General features: G+C 66.9%; 14 protein-coding genes. 10 read left to right on the forward strand and 4 right to left on the reverse strand.

Annotated features, from left to right (window positions below; genetic code table 11):
• Window positions 1-14 precede the first annotated feature (14 nt).
• The 7 genes from LBW94_RS38970 to LBW94_RS39000 all read left to right on the forward strand — a co-directional run bounded on the left by LBW94_RS38970 (window position 15) and on the right by LBW94_RS39000 (window position 10,955).
• On the forward strand, window positions 15-791 hold the full coding sequence (locus LBW94_RS38970; RefSeq protein ID WP_225061051.1) for a TnsA-like heteromeric transposase endonuclease subunit: 777 nt from the start codon (window positions 15-17) through the stop codon (window positions 789-791).
• Window positions 788-2,842: a helix-turn-helix domain-containing protein gene (locus LBW94_RS38975; RefSeq protein WP_225061052.1), complete on the forward strand. Its 2,055-nt coding sequence runs from the start codon at window positions 788-790 to the stop codon at window positions 2,840-2,842. Before LBW94_RS38970 ends, LBW94_RS38975 begins: the two co-directional genes overlap by 4 nt.
• Window positions 2,839-3,885 (forward strand): AAA family ATPase, encoded by a 1,047-nt coding sequence (locus LBW94_RS38980; protein ID WP_225061053.1) that lies wholly within the window; start codon window positions 2,839-2,841, stop codon window positions 3,883-3,885. Before LBW94_RS38975 ends, LBW94_RS38980 begins: the two co-directional genes overlap by 4 nt.
• Window positions 3,882-6,827, forward strand: coding sequence for a TniQ family protein (locus tag LBW94_RS38985; RefSeq protein WP_225061054.1), 2,946 nt, complete (start codon window positions 3,882-3,884; stop codon window positions 6,825-6,827). The genes LBW94_RS38980 and LBW94_RS38985 overlap by 4 nt, the downstream gene beginning before the upstream one ends.
• Before the next feature lie 364 nt (window positions 6,828-7,191).
• On the forward strand, window positions 7,192-7,689 hold the full coding sequence (locus LBW94_RS38990; RefSeq protein ID WP_225061055.1) for a hypothetical protein: 498 nt from the start codon (window positions 7,192-7,194) through the stop codon (window positions 7,687-7,689).
• A gap of 301 nt (window positions 7,690-7,990) precedes the next feature.
• A complete protein-coding gene (locus tag LBW94_RS38995) occupies window positions 7,991-9,097 on the forward strand; it encodes a C40 family peptidase (protein ID WP_225061056.1) in 1,107 nt (368 codons plus the stop codon).
• Between the two features lie 1,087 nt (window positions 9,098-10,184).
• Window positions 10,185-10,955: a helix-turn-helix domain-containing protein gene (locus LBW94_RS39000; RefSeq protein WP_225061057.1), complete on the forward strand. Its 771-nt coding sequence runs from the start codon at window positions 10,185-10,187 to the stop codon at window positions 10,953-10,955.
• Window positions 10,956-11,108: 153 nt separating this feature from the next.
• Here LBW94_RS39000 and LBW94_RS39005 read toward each other — a convergent pair whose 3' ends face one another.
• Complete coding sequence (locus LBW94_RS39005) at window positions 11,109-12,008, reverse strand: MBL fold metallo-hydrolase (RefSeq protein ID WP_225061058.1); 900 nt, start codon at window positions 12,006-12,008, stop codon at window positions 11,109-11,111.
• 701 nt (window positions 12,009-12,709) lie between these two features.
• Between LBW94_RS39005 and LBW94_RS39010 the strand changes: the two genes are divergently transcribed.
• The 3 genes from LBW94_RS39010 to LBW94_RS39020 are packed head-to-tail and all read left to right on the forward strand — an operon-like array spanning window position 12,710 to window position 14,978.
• The gene (locus tag LBW94_RS39010; protein ID WP_225061059.1) at window positions 12,710-13,408 is read left to right on the forward strand and encodes a hypothetical protein; all 699 of its coding nucleotides are present in this window, start codon (window positions 12,710-12,712) and stop codon (window positions 13,406-13,408) included.
• Window positions 13,405-14,199, forward strand: a complete 795-nt coding sequence (locus LBW94_RS39015; RefSeq protein WP_225061060.1) for a helix-turn-helix domain-containing protein — start codon at window positions 13,405-13,407, stop codon at window positions 14,197-14,199. Before LBW94_RS39010 ends, LBW94_RS39015 begins: the two co-directional genes overlap by 4 nt.
• Window positions 14,196-14,978 (forward strand): helix-turn-helix domain-containing protein, encoded by a 783-nt coding sequence (locus tag LBW94_RS39020; RefSeq protein WP_225061061.1) that lies wholly within the window; start codon window positions 14,196-14,198, stop codon window positions 14,976-14,978. The genes LBW94_RS39015 and LBW94_RS39020 overlap by 4 nt, the downstream gene beginning before the upstream one ends.
• Before the next feature lie 9 nt (window positions 14,979-14,987).
• Here LBW94_RS39020 and LBW94_RS44310 read toward each other — a convergent pair whose 3' ends face one another.
• The 3 genes from LBW94_RS44310 to LBW94_RS39035 all read right to left on the reverse strand — a co-directional run bounded on the left by LBW94_RS44310 (window position 14,988) and on the right by LBW94_RS39035 (window position 17,800).
• Window positions 14,988-15,122 (reverse strand): hypothetical protein, encoded by a 135-nt coding sequence (locus LBW94_RS44310; RefSeq protein WP_323138041.1) that lies wholly within the window; start codon window positions 15,120-15,122, stop codon window positions 14,988-14,990.
• Window positions 15,123-15,318: 196 nt separating this feature from the next.
• Complete coding sequence (locus LBW94_RS39030; protein WP_225061062.1) at window positions 15,319-15,507, reverse strand: hypothetical protein; 189 nt, start codon at window positions 15,505-15,507, stop codon at window positions 15,319-15,321.
• A 334-nt stretch (window positions 15,508-15,841) separates the two neighbouring features.
• On the reverse strand, window positions 15,842-17,800 hold the full coding sequence (locus LBW94_RS39035) for a serine/threonine-protein kinase (protein ID WP_225061063.1): 1,959 nt from the start codon (window positions 17,798-17,800) through the stop codon (window positions 15,842-15,844).
• Window positions 17,801-18,269: the final 469 nt, after the last annotated feature.

Here is an 18,269-nt window from a genome sequence, read left to right on the forward strand (position 1 = left end):
GTGCTTCTGGGTGGATGGTCGTCGGCATGACCCAAAACAATGGATTGACAAAGGTTTTCGGCTCTTCGGGCACTGGCTCGGTGAGTGTTCGGTATCGACGCCAGGACGGGAGGTTTGTGGATATGTCGTTGCGGCAGTTGGACATCGGCGATGTTGTCGCGGGTCTGCCGGTGCGGGAGTTCCGTTCCTACAAGGGGCGACGTCACTACTCGGGCTGGTACTGGTCGGCGACGACGGGGGGCCACGTCGTGTACGAGAGCCGGTTGGAGTTGGCGAGATTGATTGTCGCTGATCAGGATTCGTCTGTGGTGGGCATCGCCGCGCAGCCGTTCCTGCTGGAGGGGCCGGACGGTGGGCGTGCGCGTCGGCATGTGCCGGACTTCCTGTTGGCCAGGGCGGACGGCACGGTGGTGGTGGTCGATGTGAAAGCGGTGTCACGGCTGGACGATCCGACGGTGGTGTCGCAGTTCGCGTGGACGCGGGCGCTGTGCGAGCTGCGGGGCTTCGAGTTCGAGGTGTGGAGCGGTGCGGACCCGGTCGTGCTGGAGAACCTGCGCTTCCTGGCCGGCTACCGGCGGCCGTCGACGATCGCCGCGGGCCTGGTGAAGGTGGTGCTGGAGGCGGCGACGGAACCGGTGCGTCTGGCGGAGCTGGAGAAGGGCTTGGCGGTCGCGTGCCGGCGGTGGTCGGTGCGGCCGGTGGTGCTGCATTTGCTGTGGTCGGCGCGTTTGACCGCGGATCTGTCGATGCCGTTGGACGGCGCGACCGTGGTGAAGGCGGTGGCGGCGTGAACGCGCGGACGGTGAAGATCACGGTGGGGACCTCGCTGTTGTTCGACGGCGAGATGGTGCGGGTCGCGGAGTTCGACGGTCGCACGGTGACCGTCTGCCACAGCGATGGCCGATACAGCGGTGTCGCGTTGGCGCAGTTCGTGTCCCGCGCTCGCGGCGTCGAGTCCTTCGACGATGGTGCCGGTGATCCGGGGCTGGTGTTGTCGGCGCTGTCGCCGGCGCAGCGGAACACGGTGTCGCAGCGGGCCGAGCACGTGCGGGAGGTGTTGACCGGGTATCGCGCCGGCTACGCGGACGCGGCGGTTGAGGGTGAGCCGCGACCGGAGTACATCGACACGGCGATGAAGGACCGATATCGGTCCAAGGCCGCCGAGCTGGGGATCTCGGTGCGCACGGTCGAGTACTGGGTCGCGGCATATCGAGCGGTCGGCGAAGCCGGCCTGGTCGACGATCGCGCCCGCAAAGGTCTTCGGACGTCTGTCGATCCGCGGTGGGACACGGCGGTCGCGGCCGAGATGGCGGCGGGGGTCGGGGAGTCGACGCGGTCGCGGTCGGCGTTGCTGAAGGGCGTGGCCGAACGGCTCGAACGCGAGCACGGCGCGGGCGTGGTGGCGTTGCCGTCGCAGGCCACGGCATATCGGCGGCTGGAGGTGCTGGCCAAGGGCACCAACGCCGTGTCCGGCTCGGCGAAGGGCCGCCGGTCGATCGCGGAGCGCCCGCAGGGTGTTTACGGTCGGTTGCGGGCGACCCGGCCTGGCGAATACGTCGTGCTCGACACCCAGGACCTGGACGTGTTCGCGATGGAGCCGGTCACCTGCCGATGGTTGCGCGCCCAGCTGACCGTTGCGCAGGACTTGTTCGACCGCCAGATTCTCGGGTTGAAGGTCACGGCGGTGTCGACCAAGGCGGTCGATGTTGCGGGTGTGCTGTTCGAGGCGGTCACCGGACGCGGGTCGGGCCGCCCGACGTTGGGGCCGCTGCACGGGCTGCCGGATCGGCTGGTGTTCAGCGAGTTCGGCGACACCGAAACCGAGGTGTGGTGTCCGCCGGAAACATTGGTGATCGATCACGGCAGGGCGTTCCTGTCGGCGCACGTGATCGGGGTTTGCGCGCGGATGGGCATTTCGATCCAGCCCGCCCAGCCCCGCAAACCTACCGACAAACCGACGGTCGAAAGGTTCTTCCGTTCCCTGCGCGAGGGCTTGATCCAGCATCTGCCCGCTTACAAGGGACCGGATTTGCACAGTCGCGGAATCGACCTCGAAGGGCAGGCGTTTCTGTTCCTGCACGAGCTCGAGGACGTGATCCGCGACTGGATCGTCACGGTCTACCACCGCAGCGGCCATGACGGGCTGGTCGTGGCGCAGCGGCCCGAGCTGGGGTTGTCGCCCAACGACATGTTCGCGGTCGGCCTGGCGAAATCCGGGGTGCTGCGCATCCCGGCAGAGCCTGAGCTGGCGCTCGAGTTTCTGCGGGTGGAATGGCGCACGATCCAGCACTACGGGGTGGAGATCGACGGGCGCCGCTACAACGGCGAGGCGCTGAACCCCTACCGCAACCGCCGCAGCGACTACGGCGGCACGGCGGCCGGGAAATGGCCGTTGCGCGTCAACGACGACGACGTGCGCTCTGTCTGGTTCCGAGATCCCGGCGACGGGTGTTGGCATCGGCTCGAATGGGAGCACGCGGCGATGCTCGGCATGCCGTTCTCGGCTGAGGCCGCCCGCTACGCGCGGACCCTGACCGCCACCGAGAACCGATTCGTGGACCCCGCGCAAGCGTTGGCCGAAGTGCTGAACCGGTGGAGCGCCGGGGAGGTGATCGACCGACGTGAGCGGCGCATGGCCGCACGGTTGTCGGCCGAACGCAGCGGATTGCAGGCCGTGACCGACCTCGACAACGCCGCGGCGGCACCTGCCGCGGCGATGTTGGGCGGGACCGTCGGCGCGGAGATCCGCGGGGACGACGACGCCGAGGACGAGTTGTTCGACGACCCGGCCGACGAGCCGGGTGAGGACTACTGGGCCGACGCGATGGAGGTGCTGGAATGAACAGCGCCTACAGCTTGTCGCGCAAGGAGGGATGGCGTCGTTTCGTCGAGGCCGTGCCTCGCGTCCGGCCCGAGAAACTCACCGTCAAGGCGCTGGGGGCGTTGAGTCAGGACGCGGTCGAGGACTACAACGAGGCCCGCTGCGACTGGCATGCCAACTTCGGCACCATCGCCACACCCCAGCTCACCGCGATCCGTGACGAACTCGAGTTGATCGTCGCCTCCAATCGGCAAGACCCCGACCGGGTTCGCGGCGCGGCGGTGATCGACGGCTACCCCGGCTTGGGCAAGACGACGATCGTGAACCTGTTCGGCCGCGACTTCCACCGCGCCGCGATCCGCCGGGGCGGCGACCTGACGGAGGAGGGCCACGAACGGATCCCGGTGTTCCGGGTCGGGTTGACCTCCCACACCACGCTGCGCACGGTGAACCAGTTGATCTGCCGTTTCTATGGTCACCCGGCGGCCGACCGGCGCGGCAACGCCGCCGAGCTGGCCACCCACGCCCTGGACTGTGTTCTCAAATGTGAATCGCGCGTGGGGATCATCGACGACATCCACTTCATCCAGCACAACTCGGCCGATGGACTGGCCGTCAGCAATCACTTGAAGTGGCTGGCGAACGAACTGCCTGTCACGTTCATTTATGCCGGCGTGGGGTTGGGTCAGCGGCGGTTCTTCGAGGAAGGACTCATCGGGGCTGACGCCGCGTTCGCCCAGAGCGGCCGTCGCTGGACCCGGCTCAGCGTCGAGTTGTTCGACCGCGACGAGCACTGGCTGGCCCTGGTCAAGGCAATCGACCGGCAGGTCGTGCTCGCCCGTCATCGCCCCGGGCAGCTGGCCCGCCAGGCAGAGGTGCTGTTCGCCCGCACCGGCGGCCACATCGGATCGTTGATGACCCTGGTCAACCGCGGCTGTTTCAAAGCGGTGCGAACCGGAACCGAGGCGCTGACCAGGGAGCTGCTGGACACCGTCCGCATCGACGAGACAGCGGAGAAGGCCCGCCGGTCGGCGTCGGCCGCTCGCGGAAAGCGAGCGTCATGAACAAGGCGATCACGACCCTGCCGTTCCGCACCGTCCTCGCCGGCGGGGAGAGCGTGGACTCCTGGCTGGATCGACTGGCCGGGCTGCACCGGATGACGACCGGCGAGCTGCTCGTCGCCGTCGGGCTGTTCGGAGAAGGGCTCCACCCCACACGCACCGCAGCGCTCGTCGACGATCCCGACCCCGCCTGGCTACGGAGACTGGAGCAGGTCGCCGGGCTGCCCCGAGGCCGGCTCGACGCCGCGGTTGCCGCCGGGCTCGGCGGTGTCGACCTGCTCCACACGGGTGGGTCACGCTACTGCCCGGCATGTCTGGCAGACGACGCGGGCTGGCCGCTGACCTGGCGCGTCAAGTGGACCGTGGCATGTCTGCGCCACCGGACACTGCTGGCCGATACCTGTCCAGGATGCGGCGGCGCGCCGCGCCGCCGCATCGTCGGCACGACATGGAAGCCGTTGCCGCCCACCGTCTGCGGCCACGTCCTCGACCGCGAGAATCGACTGCGCTGCCACACCGATCTGTCGACTGTCGCCGTCGTCGCCGCGGCACCGGAAGCCCTCGTCGCGCAAACCTGGATCGAGGAGTTGATCCAGGCATTGCGAGGACCGGGCCGCCACGATGCCGCCAGCGTTTTCGCAGACCTTCCCGCAGTCTGCAAGTGGTTGCTCGGCAAGCACGCCGGGCTCGGCGAGGCCGCCGATCGGATCCATCCCGAGCGGGTGGACATGCGCCATCGCCTGGACGGATCCAGTGGTGACGCCGCGTTGACCGCAGCGGTGCTGGTCCACGCCAACACGGTGCTGGGAACCGATGAAGCGGCGGGCCTGGAACTGATGCGCCGCACGGTCGTCGATACCGGGGCCGGTGCCCGGATGCCGCCGCCGGGGATGGGACACCCCGCATGGCGGTCGACCACGACCCGATTCCAAGACCGATACTTGCGCGCCATCGACTCGCTACTGCCGGCGACCGAACGGCTGCGGCTGGGCACCACCACGGCACGGGCCGGGCTACCTACCGGACCTGCGCCCGATCGCAGCGCGATGCTGCCGCAGCTCGTCTGGGCGGACTGGGCCGGCCGCCTGCTGCCCGCCGCCGGCCGCTACGCCGACCGGCTGCGCGCGGCGATGAGCGCATGCCTGCTGATTCCCGGCCACCCCGACCGGACCCAGGACGCCGACATCGAGCAGTTCAACGTCGCCGTCGCACGCCAGAACATCAGCACTCCCTTCCGCGAACTCGGGCTCTTCCCCGGCGACATGGCCGGAAATGTCGTCGCTGTCCTGGCACGCATCGCGCAGCACCTCGACCTGAACGGCACACCCATCGACTACCAGCGCCGCCGCGACCGCGTCCCGGCCGAGCCGATCGACTGGAGCAGCTGGCGAGAGCTGGCCTGCGCGGTCGACTCGCATCCCGGCGACGAACACTCGCGGGCAAGGCTGCGCTACGCCAACAGGCACCTCTACCAACTGCTCACCGGAGCCGACTTCTCAGACCCCCGCCAACCACTGGCGTTCACCAGCAGCGGCGAACGCAGCCAATACCTGCGCTTCACCACAGGCATGCGTCTGCCGCTGCGACGAGCGCTGGCCGACCACGCCGCCGCGGTGCTGGCCGACCTCGACATCGACGAACCGCTGACATGGTCACCACCGGCCGAGCTCGCCACCGGAATCACCCTACCCGGAATCGACGTCGACACACTCGATCTGGACAAGATCCAACAGCTCATCGGCGTCGACCAACGCCGCCCCAGCGACGTCGCCGGCATGCTCGGCGTCCACATCGAGCACATCCGGTTCGCGTTGGAACGCCTCGATCTTCCCCAGACGCCCTGGCCGAAAAGCGCACCGCCGAGCACCTGGATCCGCAACCAGCACGCCGACCGGACCCTGACCCGCGAATTCTTCGAACGCGAATACGTGCACGCCGGCAACAGCCTGCGAGCACTCGCCAAAGCAACAGGATTCAGCACGACGATCGTGTCGCAGCGGGCCAGAGCACACGGCATCGCCGTCCGGCAAGGACCGGCACCAGCCCGAATCGACCCGGATCTGCTGCGTGAGCACTACCTCGAGCGCCGCCGCCCCATGGCCGACATCGCAGCCGAGCTCGGCATCAACAAGGGCGCCGTGGGTGTCGCACTGCGCCGACTCAGCATCCCCACCCGCGCACCGGGGGTCGCCAGCTGGCGCGAAACCAACGCCACCCACGACGACCTGCCCGCCCGCATCCGTTCCGCCGTCGAAGACACCCACAGGGGCTGGGAACGACTGCGGCGCTTCCAGATCGCGATGCAATTCCCGTCCATGCTCGCGGCCGCGTCCTACCTCGGCATCGCCGACTCGATCCTCAAGACCCAGTTCCAACGCCTCGAACACGACCTCGGCGCACAGCTCTACCAGCGCTACACCAGTCCGATCCGACAACAGCCAACCCCTGCCGGGCAAGCCCTGCTCGACGAGTTGGCAACAGACCTCGTCCACGACCGGATGCGATCGGCGCTCGGCGACACATGCCCGGCCATGCCCGACCCACAGACCCTCGCCCAGCACCGCCCCTACGACGACCTCACCGTCGGCCACCTCGCGCTGCGACCCAAAACCGTCCGGCAACTGCACTACATCGCAGAACACCACCCAGCCGACGAATTCTTCTGCCGCCAAATCTCCCTCGCCACCTCAACCACCGACGCAGTCACCCTCAAACTGCTCGTCCGCATGACAACCGCCGGCTGGCTGACCCGACGCGAGGAAACCGAAGACGAACGAGCCGCGCGCGGACGCACCCAAGCCAACGCTCAACGCCGCATCTACTACCGCTTCACCCCCGACGGACACCAAGCCGCACTCCGAACCACCCCAACAGAAAGCGCAAAAACCATGAGACAGAACCGACGCAAAACCAGTGAGACAAACCATGACACCCGCAGGTCGTAATGAGCTGGGACGCAAAGAATGTCGAGAACCTACAAGTTTCTCCGTGGCCGAATTCGCTTGTCTCCATACAAGTTCGCCGGTTGCTCGCAGGCATCGGGTCACCACCTGGCATGCCTCGATCGTTGCTGCCGATTGGGAATCCGCGTGGTGGCCATATCGCCACGATCGTGCCGCGCTGCCCCACCGCTCCACGGGACGGCACGAAGAAGCTGCGCACATCACGCCTCCAACGCTGTCACATCAGCGAACGCGGAGGAACCATGCGCCGGAAGGCGCTACCCATGATCACCCGTACGCGAACCACGCACCGGTCATCTCGTGCGAGCACCAGCACACCGGGGCGGCTGTCACCGAGGACAGACCGATGAACGGGCATGCCGATTTCGTGGTGCTTTACCCCGACGGCACCGTCGGTTACGGCAGCAACGATCGCGACGGATTGGTCCGCGAGACGCTCCACACGCATGTCACGGACCTGAGCACACAGGGCATGGGACAGGTACGAGCCTGGTTCGCCGACGGCTTGTCCAACCCTGCCCTGCACCCGAACGCTCTGGCAGAGCGCGTGTTCGCTCGTTTGGGCTACCACCGCCCCAGCGGCTGGTACGGACCGGTGGCGATCACCATGAAAGAAAACCGGGACGGTGAGGTCGCGCCGCTGACTCCCGCGGTCCGTGCGATAGTCGACGAACTGGCAGTGGCAGCGCACAGCACCGACGCGTGGGGCACCTCCTCGGCACACCTGCTGCGCAACGCGCTGCCCACCAGCCGGGGCTGGAGGTCCGCGCCCGAAGTCGACAGTGCCCCAGTGGAATCGGTGCAGCCACCGGCCCAGACACCGGACATGGGACCGGATCTATGATCACCGTTCTGAAACATGCTGGGACGCAGCATCTGTCGGCAGGACCGCGACATGATCGCCGATTGTCACGATCACCGATGGGTCGGAGGCCGCGGTGGCCGAAGGGCCACGTTCCAGCCTGCAAGCGGTTGGCTGGTACGCCGCCGGCGAAACCCGGATCCTCTCCGGAGCGCCGCAGCGACCAGCCGATGGGCAGCAGCCGATACGGGTGCGGCAGTGACGAGCGGCGAACGCCGGGAGAACTCACGGTGAGTGCGGCTGTGATCGGCGGCGCCGATTGGCGCAGCATCGACGGTGCAGCGTGGGTTCAGCACGTTCGCTGATCGCGATGGCGGTGGCAGTACCGCTGCTGATCCTGGTCATGATCACCGCGACATTCGGATCCGACACCACCCCCGGTTGTGCACCCGCACTGGCCGGCGGTGTCGCGGGCCCGACAGGTGTCGCATTGGCAGGGCTGGGTGAGCAACAATTGCAGATCGCCCGCAATGGCGTCGCGATCGGCCGCCAGCGCAGTGAACCGGAAACTGTCATCCTCGCCGAACTCGCGGCAGCCGCCACCGAATCCGGATTCCGGAACCTGTCCAACCCGACAGTGCCCGAGTCGCAGCACTATGTCTCCGATGGCGAGAGCAGTAACGCAGACTCGCTCGGGCCACACCAGATACGCGCCGGGATATGGGCCGACCGGCTCGGTGGCATCGCAGCGTTGATGGACCCTGTCACCCAGATCAACTGGTTCTACACCCAAGCCGACACGATTCCCCGCGCGGCATCGATGGACCCTGGCACGCTCGCCCAAGCAGTCGAGAACTCCGCCTATCCCGAACGGTACGAAGCATCGATGTCGCTGGCCCGACAGATCTACGCGACATTCGCCGACGTCACCACGACACCTGCTGACGCATCCGCGGATACTCCCAGGCAGTCGCAAGGGTGCGGGCAAGGTGGAGAAGGGCGGCCGGTACAGGCGCCGGCCGGGCCGTTCGGAGACGCGGTGGTGGCGGCCGCAGCGAGATGGGTCGGCAAGGCCGACTACGCCTGGGGCGGCGGTACCGTCGACGGCCCCTCACCGGGAGGCGAATACGGGACCTTCGACTGCAGCGGATTGACCATGTACGCGATCTTTCAAGCCAGCGGTGGACGGATACGCCTCGGCCACTACACGCAGAACCAGCAAGACGACCCACGAGCGGCCATCGTCCCATTCGATCAACGGGCACCCGGCGACCTTGTGTTCTTCACCGAATCAGGCGCCACAGATTCCCATCACGTCGGCATCTATGCAGGACGTGACAACGCCGGACAGGACCTGGTTCTCAACGCCCCGGACTACGGACAGAAAGTGAAAATCGAGCCGCTGACCGACTGGCAGGGCCAACGCTGGGACTTCCGTCGATTCGCCTAGTGTCCTGATGTAGGTTCTCTTGACTGATTGCGTCTTCTCAGTCATTTTGCGTCGATTTTGCGTTTACGCAAGATCAGTGAGAATCCTGCGGCGAGTCTACACTCCGCTCGGGTCGCGGAGCGACACGACTGCCGACATGAGCGACGCCGCCACTTCACAAACTGCCCGCGCCAAATGGGCAGCCAAACCTACTGTGGCCGCGCACTATTGGCGCGAAAACGGCCGGTTCTTGGACCGGACCGTCGCTGGCCGCCATCTGCCACACCCACCACCGCCCAACTCGCCGTCCGCCGACACGGTTCTTGGGGTACCGGAGACGGTTGCTGTGCTGACCACGTCACCGTGGTATTCGCCACTGATCCGCTCATGCACGTTGGCCGAGCTCGGTCGCCAACGTTGTCCATGCCTGCAACTCCCCTGGATCTGGCGTGGAATGTTTTATCGATCGCGACCAGGTGAGAACTATCGAAAACCGTGAGAACCCACGATATGCGGTATCGAGCAGGTACAGAACGGAGCTGAAATCCGCAGCCTTCCTTCCGGGCAGGTCATACACACTCGCTATCAAAACCCGGACGATGTCACTGACATCACAATCCCGGCGGGGAAATATTTTGTCAGTACAGCCGATACCCGACCGGCCTGCTGCGGCAACCAGTACCGATACCGTCGATCAGGTATTGGCAGGGTGCATTGACAAATCCACACAGCCTCCTGAACGCACGTGCAATATCCGGATTCCCGCTCCCCCTGCCAGTCGCAGGCATCGGTTGCCGTTACGATGAGAGTCAGGAGGGATTCCAATGTTCGATACCGGGTTTCCGCGCGCCCAGATACTGGTGCCGGGCCAGCACCGGGCCACGACCCCGGACAGCGCACACCGTGCCCGCACACCACACCCGGCACCGAGTCCAGGTCCAGGGAAATGCACGTGCAGGCGCTGGACCACGCCATATCGGTGCCTGATATCTCACCGTCCGTCCCGGGTGGACTCGCGGGAGCCGGGCTGGCATTCTGGAATGTTGGCGTTTCCCGGGCGCCGACAGGGGCAGCATCTCCCGGGAGCCGGAGAGGGGCACCCATTGTCATGAGGACGCAAGACGACACGGTGCCGGAGAAAGCTCTCGAAATCGAAAGCCGGCGGCGTTTGGCGCGGGTCATGCGGCATCTGCGGGAGCGGGCGGGGCTGACGCGGGCGCAATTGGCGGCGCTGCTGGGGAACAGTGACAAATCGATCGAGGCGCTGGAACGCGGGGAGCGCGGGGTGAAGATCGAGATGCTGTGGAAATACTTCAATACCGCGGAGGTGATCACCGAGCCGATGCTCGACCACGTGATCGAGGTGCTCACCGGGCGGGCGCGGCTGATGGACGAGCTGGCCCCGCCGACCGCCCGCGAAATCGCCTTCTGTGACCGGCAGCCGGGCCCGGCCATCGTGATCGCCCAGGGATCCTACGACGTGGGGTATTGCAACGAGCAGTGCCGGGAATGGTTTCCCGGAGTGACCGAATTCCGGAATCTGGCCTTGTGGATGATGCTGGACCGCCGCGCCAAGCACGTCTTCGGGCCGCAGGGGTGGGAGCCGTTCGCGTATCTCCTGTTGCTGGGACTCGAGCATCTGTCCATCGAGCTCGTCGGTGAGGACCGGCGGCAGTCCCTCATCGGGGCGGTGAGCCAGGCCCGGGAGTACAAGCGACTCTCACAGCGGCAGACCCCGATCGACGAGGCGGTGCCGGAGATCTTCACCCTCCGCCATCCCGGCACCGGCGAGACCGCGGACTTCTATTTCGGGAGCTGGCGATCGTTTTTCCCGCCTCACAGACCGGACTGGCAGCAGCTGGTCTTCTGGCGTGTGTGAGCCCCGCCCCGCCCCCTGGACCCCGGCACCGGCCCACCGCCGGGCCGGTCCCGCTGCACACCGCCGTGCCCCGGGACTCACCCGCCCGGCCGGGACACCACCGCCTCCAGTGTCCCGCCCGCAGGCACACCGCAGCCCGGACCGGGGCACGGGCTAGGCGGGCAGTGGCCGCCACCGGATACCGCCGTCGCCGTCGCGGATACACAGCCCGAACTGCTCGTCCGCGAAATGCACACCGAACGCGGGGATCTCGTCGTCGGCGAGCATCCCGACCAGGGATCCGCGCACCTCAGCGGCCAGGCGCGGGTCGATATCGGCGGCCGAGGACAGGTGCGGGCAGGCGACTTGCAGCGCGGTGTGCAGGGCATCGCCGACCACGACGAGTGTGGCTCCCTGCGAGGTGATCCGGTAACCGGTATGCCCGGGAGTGTGGCCCGGCAGCGGGAACACCGTCACGCCCAAGCCGATGTCCTGTCCGGGGTCGGCGAGGCGAACCTGCGGCTCGAACGCCGCCAGCAGTTCGGGGCCGACACCGTGCGCGGCGAGCAAATGGCGATGCGCCCATTCCTCCCGGCCGACCACGACCGAGGCGTGCGCGAACGGCAGCCGATCGGTTCCGGGCACGCTGCGGCACAGCCAGCCGATGTGATCGAGATGCAGATGCGTGAGCGCGACGGTGGTGATCCGCGACAGCAGATCGGTTCCGCCCCCACCGGATCGGTCGACACTGCGCAAATTGTCCAGCAGCGCACCGCCGCCGACCCGGCCCGACGGTGTGTCCAGCGATACGGGGCCGAAGCCGGCGTCGATCAACATCGCTTCGCCGGTGGCTTCGTCTTCGATCAGCAGCGCGCCGACACCCGCGGCCAGCGCCTGGCGGTCGTCGAGATACCGGCTGTGGGCAGGATCGGCCCAGAAGTCGGGGGTCGTGCCCGGCAGCCAGTGGCACGCGGGCAGCGGTGCCTGACCATCGACGACATAGGTGAGGGTCAGGCCACCGAGCTCGATACTGCGGTTACCGCCGACACTGACCCGGCGCGAGTTGATTGTCACCAGTGAGGTCCTTTCGAAATACTGATCCCGGGCGTGATCGCCGGTCACCGATCGGCGTCGAATCTCCAGCCCCCCGTTTCCCGCCGCAGATCAGAGGATCACGAATCCCGTATGCGATGCCACGTAACCGGAACGCAGCACACACGTCCGAGGATATCGCGCCCACCACAATCACGCATTACACGGAACACGGACATACAGTAAGGATCCCCGCGTGGACACCCACAAATAGCCGGAATTCACGCCACAGGGCCTACATATCGTAGGAATCGCGTCATCCGGACCCACTCTGCGTGAGCCCCTGCTAGTCTTTGCCCAGGTAGAGTGACCATCGTTCCCGGTGCTCCTACAGAAACGGGGTGCACGGAGCGTAACTCCCACACATTCGCGGTGTGCACGCCGCATTTCCTACGAATTGCATATCCCTCGCCGTCATGTCCTACGAATCAAGGGTGCCGGCACCCCTATTCGTGCAAGATGTCCGGGAAAAGGGTTGCATTCCGGTGCGATTGTGACAATGCTGGGCACGACGGCCGGCCGAGGCACTGCGATGATCCGCGGCGAGGCTGATCGGCGGAGGGTTCGCATTTACGCGGGCCGGGGATAAAGGGCATCTCCGGCCTGATTCCTGCTGCGATATCGCTCCCGCCGGTCACGCCAGGTCTCACCACCTCCACCACCACACGAATTAGGGGCACGTGATGGACGAGTTACAGCTGACCAGCCACGACTGTGGCGTACAGACCACCGAGCTTTCCGCCACCCGGTGCCCGGCCGCCGCCGGCCGCACCGGACACCGTCCGGCGCGAGAGCCTTCAGCCGGCCGCGACCAGGTCGCGTCGCCGCCGGATCCGGATACCGCCGAGGACCAGACCGCGGAAGCGTGGGGGCATCACATGGCTGGCCTGCTGCGCGAGTGGATGCACGCGCGGGCGACCGCCGAAGCCGCCGCCACCGAGGACCGGGACACCCCGCGTCCGTTGCCGGAGTCCGCGGACCAGCGATTGGCGCGTGTGCTCGCCGAAGCGCTTCGGGCCCAGGCAGATTCACGTCACGACGCACCCTATGTGGGGCCGGACCTTCCCGACGACATCCTGTTGCAGGGCTGGTTCGATCTCGAGCAGGCCGCGAAGGTCCTGGGGGTCGTCTGGCCTCGGCCGCTGTCCTGGCGGCGGCGGCAGAGGCTGAGCCCGCTACTGGTGGAGGCGTTGCAACGGCAGCTCGATGACAGCGACCGCGGAAGGTTCATCAGCCCGACCTGGCCCGACGTCCTGCTCGACGGATGGTGGAACCTGGAAGCGGCCATGAGTCACATCCTGGCCGCCCTGACACCGGCAACGGGCCGCCGGGCGGGCCTGCGGTTCCTGACCGGGTCACCGACCCGCCCCGCAGACGGGTGAGCCACACCCGACGCTGCCGCAGCCCGCGCACCGTGGAGATGCCGGACCTCGGGTGCTGGGCACGCCAGATCCGCGCCCACCACGGCTGGTCGCGCCCGCAGGCCGCCGCACGCCTGCGCCTCCACCCCGACACCCTCAAAAGCGTCGAAAACCACCTCTCCGCGCCCACCCCGACAACAGTGGACCGGATCATCCTCGGCTACGGACTCGACCATGCACAGGCACGCCACACCCGCGAACTGGCCGCGCCACCGATGGACCTCACCCCGCTCGATCACCTACGGCACCGCTACGCCACCCCCGCCCAGCAGGCACGCCTGGCCCGCCTCGACCGCGAGGGCATCGCCTGCGCATACCTGGATCCGCTGTGGCACACAGTGATTGCCAACCAGCGATTCCACCACGCCTTCCCCGGCGTGGACGCCTACGACGGCAACCTGGCCCTCTGGGCCTTCGGTGACGCTGCCACAGCAGCGGCCCCGCACCGGGACCACGACTGCACCTTCTTCACGGCCACCCTGCGTGCCGCACTCGGACGCCACCGCACCGCCACCGGCTCCCACGCACTGCTACAGCACCTGCGCAACAACAACACATTCCGCGACACGTGGACCGGCACGCTCGCCGTCGCCTACGGCCTCACCCCCGCCAACCCGCTCCACCGCCGCGACCCCGACACCGGCGCACCCTACTCACTGAGAATCCAACTCGGCGACACGCACACCCACGACGTCCGCTTCTACCTCGCCTACCGCACCCCCTACAACGGACCCCCACTGCCACCACCATGACCACACACCCGCCAGCACCCGGGCGCGCCTGCGAACCGGCCCGTATGCCCGACCTCTACGAATGGCTGTACTGCGCCCGCCGGCGACGCGGAATGTCACGCGAGGCCGCCGCCCGGCGAGCCGACATCAGCTACTCCTACCTCACCCGCATCGAACGCGAACACCTTCGCCCCACCCGCGACGTCCTCGACAGCCTCACCTTCACCTACCACCTCGACCCGTGGCAGCAACGTCACACGCGCGAACTGTGGGAACCCTCGATGCCACTGCCAGCGGCAGGCGAACTGCGCCACCATCTCAGCGATCCCGCAGTCCTCGCGTACATGGACCACCTCTCCGCCCGGGACATTCTCGCCGCCCACATCGACCCGTTGTCGACCGTGCTGCACGGCAACCATGCATTCCACCGCCACGTACCCGGCCTCACCGAACACGCGGACACCAACCTCGCGCTCTGGCTGTTCACCCCCACCGCCCGGCAAGTGATCGACCACTGGGACCACGAAGCCCGCCACGGCGTCACCCTCCTCCGCGGCGCCCTCGGGCGATACCGCGACACACCCCAAGCACGCAGTCTGTTACGGAAACTGCGCCAACACAACAACTTCAATGAACTCTGGGCCGAAACCCGGCTCCACGTCACCTACGGACGCACCACCGCCACACCGATCCGACTGCACGACAGCACCGAACTCGTACCACTCAGCCTGCAAGTCACCGAATACGCCGACCGCAACGACATCCTGATCGCCTACGGCATCACCGACACATCCGAGTGACGGCATCCGTCAGGCAAGCAGGTCGCCGGGGACTCGACGAGGTTCGACGATGATGATCTCGTGCCGTGCGCGGGCCTGGTCCCGGTGCCGACACCGGCCGTTGAAATTCAGGCCGGTCTTCACCCCCACGACCGCGTCGACCATTCCCAGCAGCGTGGTCGGCACCCGCACAAACGGGACACCCCGGCGGTAGACACTCGCGGCGAACCCAACCAGATTCAGTCACCAGGCCCCCGCCGATGGCCACGACGCAATCGGAACGGCGGCTGAGCCCGATTCGACCGTCTTCCTTCGATGAGGCCATTGCCGCAGATATTCTGCCCAGTTCATCGGGTACGGGCTACTCATCGCCCGGTCTGATTGCCTCGGGCGGGCACAACTGGGTGACTCGCAGCCGACCACGACCGTTGCCTGTGTGGATGACGACTTCGACGAGGCCGAACCATGTGCCGTCGGTCGCGCGCACCCAGGCATGGAGCAGACCGGGCACGGTGGGCGTGAGGTCGAGCCCGCCCGCTTTGATCCGCATCGCTACCTTGTTCGCGCCGAACCCCTTCGGCGACTTCGTGGGCAACGTGGTCGGCGCCCCGGTCGGTCGGGATCAGCGTGCCGTCCAGGAGCAGGTACGCGCGCGTCGATTCCGCCCTGCGCGAGGCCGATCGCACGGGCCACGAGCAACTCCACGGTCCTCCCGTCGCTATGTAACCTGTCGGCGAAGATGTCAGAGTTCGCGGAGCCGGTCGCGCTGTTGTCATTGACACGCTGTTCGGACGAAGTCGGCAGCTACAACGGGAAGGCTGTCGGTCAGCGAGGTGGGCCCGAGTTGAAGAGTGGCGAGTCTTCGGTCGATGGGTCGTGGCTGTTCAGGCCGGTGCGGTCGGCCACCAATCCTCGACGACCGCAACACCGGCCGCGACTGTCATCGTGCAGTTGGCCTGGGCACCGTCGAAAAGTAGGTGCAGGTGGCGCCAGCCGAATGCGTCGTACTGGTAGAGATGGCCCGAGCCGGTCGGCTTCGTCCACGACCCGCTACCGGTGAGTGTGTACGCGGACACTTCTGAGTACGGATCCGATGTCACCGGCACAGGGGGCTGATTGCACCGGATTCTGAACGCCGTCTTGTTCGGGTCGATCTCGTAGGCGCCACAGATGATCTCTGTCGAGGTGGCGTCGGTTATGTAGGCGTTGGCCTTACAGGTGATGGCATCGAATCCCGTGCTGTTCGGGGTCGGGGGTAGCAGGGCGGGGAATTCGTCGACGATCGTCTGAGTTCTGGGGTTCCATCGGCTCGTGGTTGTCGTTACCGCCGCTGTCGATGCGGTTGTCCCTGCCTGCGTCGGCGTTGTCGTGGTCGGCGCCAAGGACGTTCTTGCCGCTGATGTCCCCGGAGAATGGGATGTCTGGGTGGCGACGACGATCAGTGCCGTAGTGAGGAGAACCGCAGTGGCCGACGCGGTCGAACGCCACCGCTGGGCCACGGTCGCGCGGATGGCAACAGATATGACCCGGACGCGATGTGATATGGCTGAAGCAGACCCGGACATGCTCCGCTGTAGGATCGATCCCGCACGCTGCCGGACTGCGCGACGGCGCTCCCGCGCAGGGTCGTCCGGCGGCGCCTCTGTTGAAGCCGCCTCCCGAACCTCGGAAGCGGCCGGCGATCCGGCGGGACGCCCGGTGCGCGGCGCGGCGGCTCCATTGCGCGATACCGTGCGCACCAGCGTCTCCAGTACCGCGGCGACGACGGTACCCCCGCGCCGGGATTCGGTGCGAGCGGGTGGACGGGATCCCGTCCGTCGGCGGGCTCGCCAGGTGGGTTCGACGACTTGCGTTCGAGCAGGTCCCTCCTGCGCGAGCGGTGTCGGTCCGGTGGCATTGTCGGCAAGAACGTCAGCGGCGGCGGTGACCATATCGGTGCAGGTCTGGAATCTGTCGGCGGGGTGCTTCGCCAGCGCGGTGGCGATCACCGCGTCCAGACCAGCGGGCAGGCCCGGACGGGTTCGGGACGGTGCCGGCGGTGGCTGGACCAGATGTGCGGTGATGACTGCGGCCTGCTCGGCGTACGGGTACGGAGTTTCGCCGGTCAGTAGCTGATACAGGGTGGCGCCGAGCGAATAGACATCCGATCGAGAGTCTGCGGCGCTGCCCGACAGTCGTTCGGGCGCAACGTAAGCGAACGTGGCGATCACGCCCGACAGTGTCCGGGTGTCATCGAGCGCCCGGGCGATGCCGAAGTCGGTGAGCAGCGCCCGTTCTCCGTGCCGGTGGTCGGATTCTACCAGCAGGTTGCCGGGTTTGACGTCGCGGTGCAGCACCCCGTGGCGGTGCGCGTGATCGAGTGCGGCGGCCGCGTCGGCGATCAACCGGACCGCACGAGCCGGGTCCAGTCCGCGCGGATGCGCCCTGAGAAGACGGTCCGCGTCGCCGCCCTCGACGTAACGCATCGACAGCCACAGCGTGGGATCGCCGGGTCCGTTGCGATCGTGGACCGCGACAATGTTCGAGTGATCCAAACGGGAAATGAGAGTGGCTTCCCGGTTGAATGCCCTGCGCGCCTTCGGATCCGCCGCGAACCCGTCGTGCAGGACCTTCAGCGCCACGAGCCGTTCCAGCCGGGGATGCCGAGCCAGGTACACCACTCCCATGCCTCCGGCGCCCAGGGCACGCACTATCGTGAAACCAGCGAAGACTTGCCCCGGTTCCAACGCCATCGTGGTTCTCCCCACACTCCCGACGAGGCCGCCCAGGTCGGCGAAATCCGGTGCACCTGAAAGAAAATCTACCCCACCATGTCGGCCGTAGGCGTCGGCTTCTCGGGTCATCCCCGCACCGCGATCGCCCGCCGGGTGATCACCATTACGGGTGACAACCCACCGGACGAACGAACCGCAGTACGTCCCGTGCACGCTCACTGCCACCGCAATCTCACCAAAGGTGTTGGCACACAATGTATTTCTGTGATCCCGTGAGCCTTCATGGCTTGCTCGAGCCAGTTGCCTGGAAAGCGGGCACGGCCGGTTCTCGGGTAGCGAGGGCGCGGCAACGCGCCCTCGCTACCCGCCGAGTGCGAACGCTGCGTTGCGGTACTACGCCCTCAACGGCACCGACCACCGGAACCACAGTGCGAGGGCTTCCCGGACGTGAGCCCGCAACAGTGGGATCGGGCAGGCTGTTTCCACACGATCCGGGTGGCCCGGGAGCCGCCTCCGGGGCCTGTCGCCCACGGTCTGTCATCGGCATAACGACAGGGAGGTCGATTGTGGCAGTCGCCTGCACTGTCATTGACACTGC

The organism is Nocardia sp. alder85J (assembly GCF_020176955.2).
Taxonomy (GTDB): Bacteria; Actinomycetota; Actinomycetes; order Mycobacteriales; family Mycobacteriaceae; genus Nocardia.

What these genes read in the sequence shown, in the direction of transcription:
- LBW94_RS38985 (WP_225061054.1), top strand. Translation starts at nt 3,882, where the DNA reads ATGAACAAGGCGATCACGACCCTGCCGTTCCGCACCGTCCTCGCCGGC.
- LBW94_RS38980 (WP_225061053.1), top strand. Translation starts at nt 2,839, where the DNA reads ATGAACAGCGCCTACAGCTTGTCGCGCAAGGAGGGATGGCGTCGTTTC.
- LBW94_RS39030 (WP_225061062.1), bottom strand. Translation starts at nt 15,507, where the DNA reads ATGCGGATCAAAGCGGGCGGGCTCGACCTCACGCCCACCGTGCCCGGT.
- LBW94_RS44310 (WP_323138041.1), bottom strand. Translation starts at nt 15,122, where the DNA reads ATGGTCGACGCGGTCGTGGGGGTGAAGACCGGCCTGAATTTCAACGGC.
- LBW94_RS39035 (WP_225061063.1), bottom strand. Translation starts at nt 17,800, where the DNA reads ATGACCCGAGAAGCCGACGCCTACGGCCGACATGGTGGGGTAGATTTT.
- LBW94_RS39000 (WP_225061057.1), top strand. Translation starts at nt 10,185, where the DNA reads ATGAGGACGCAAGACGACACGGTGCCGGAGAAAGCTCTCGAAATCGAA.
- LBW94_RS38970 (WP_225061051.1), top strand. Translation starts at nt 15, where the DNA reads ATGGTCGTCGGCATGACCCAAAACAATGGATTGACAAAGGTTTTCGGC.
- LBW94_RS39010 (WP_225061059.1), top strand. Translation starts at nt 12,710, where the DNA reads ATGGACGAGTTACAGCTGACCAGCCACGACTGTGGCGTACAGACCACC.
- LBW94_RS39020 (WP_225061061.1), top strand. Translation starts at nt 14,196, where the DNA reads ATGACCACACACCCGCCAGCACCCGGGCGCGCCTGCGAACCGGCCCGT.
- LBW94_RS38990 (WP_225061055.1), top strand. Translation starts at nt 7,192, where the DNA reads ATGAACGGGCATGCCGATTTCGTGGTGCTTTACCCCGACGGCACCGTC.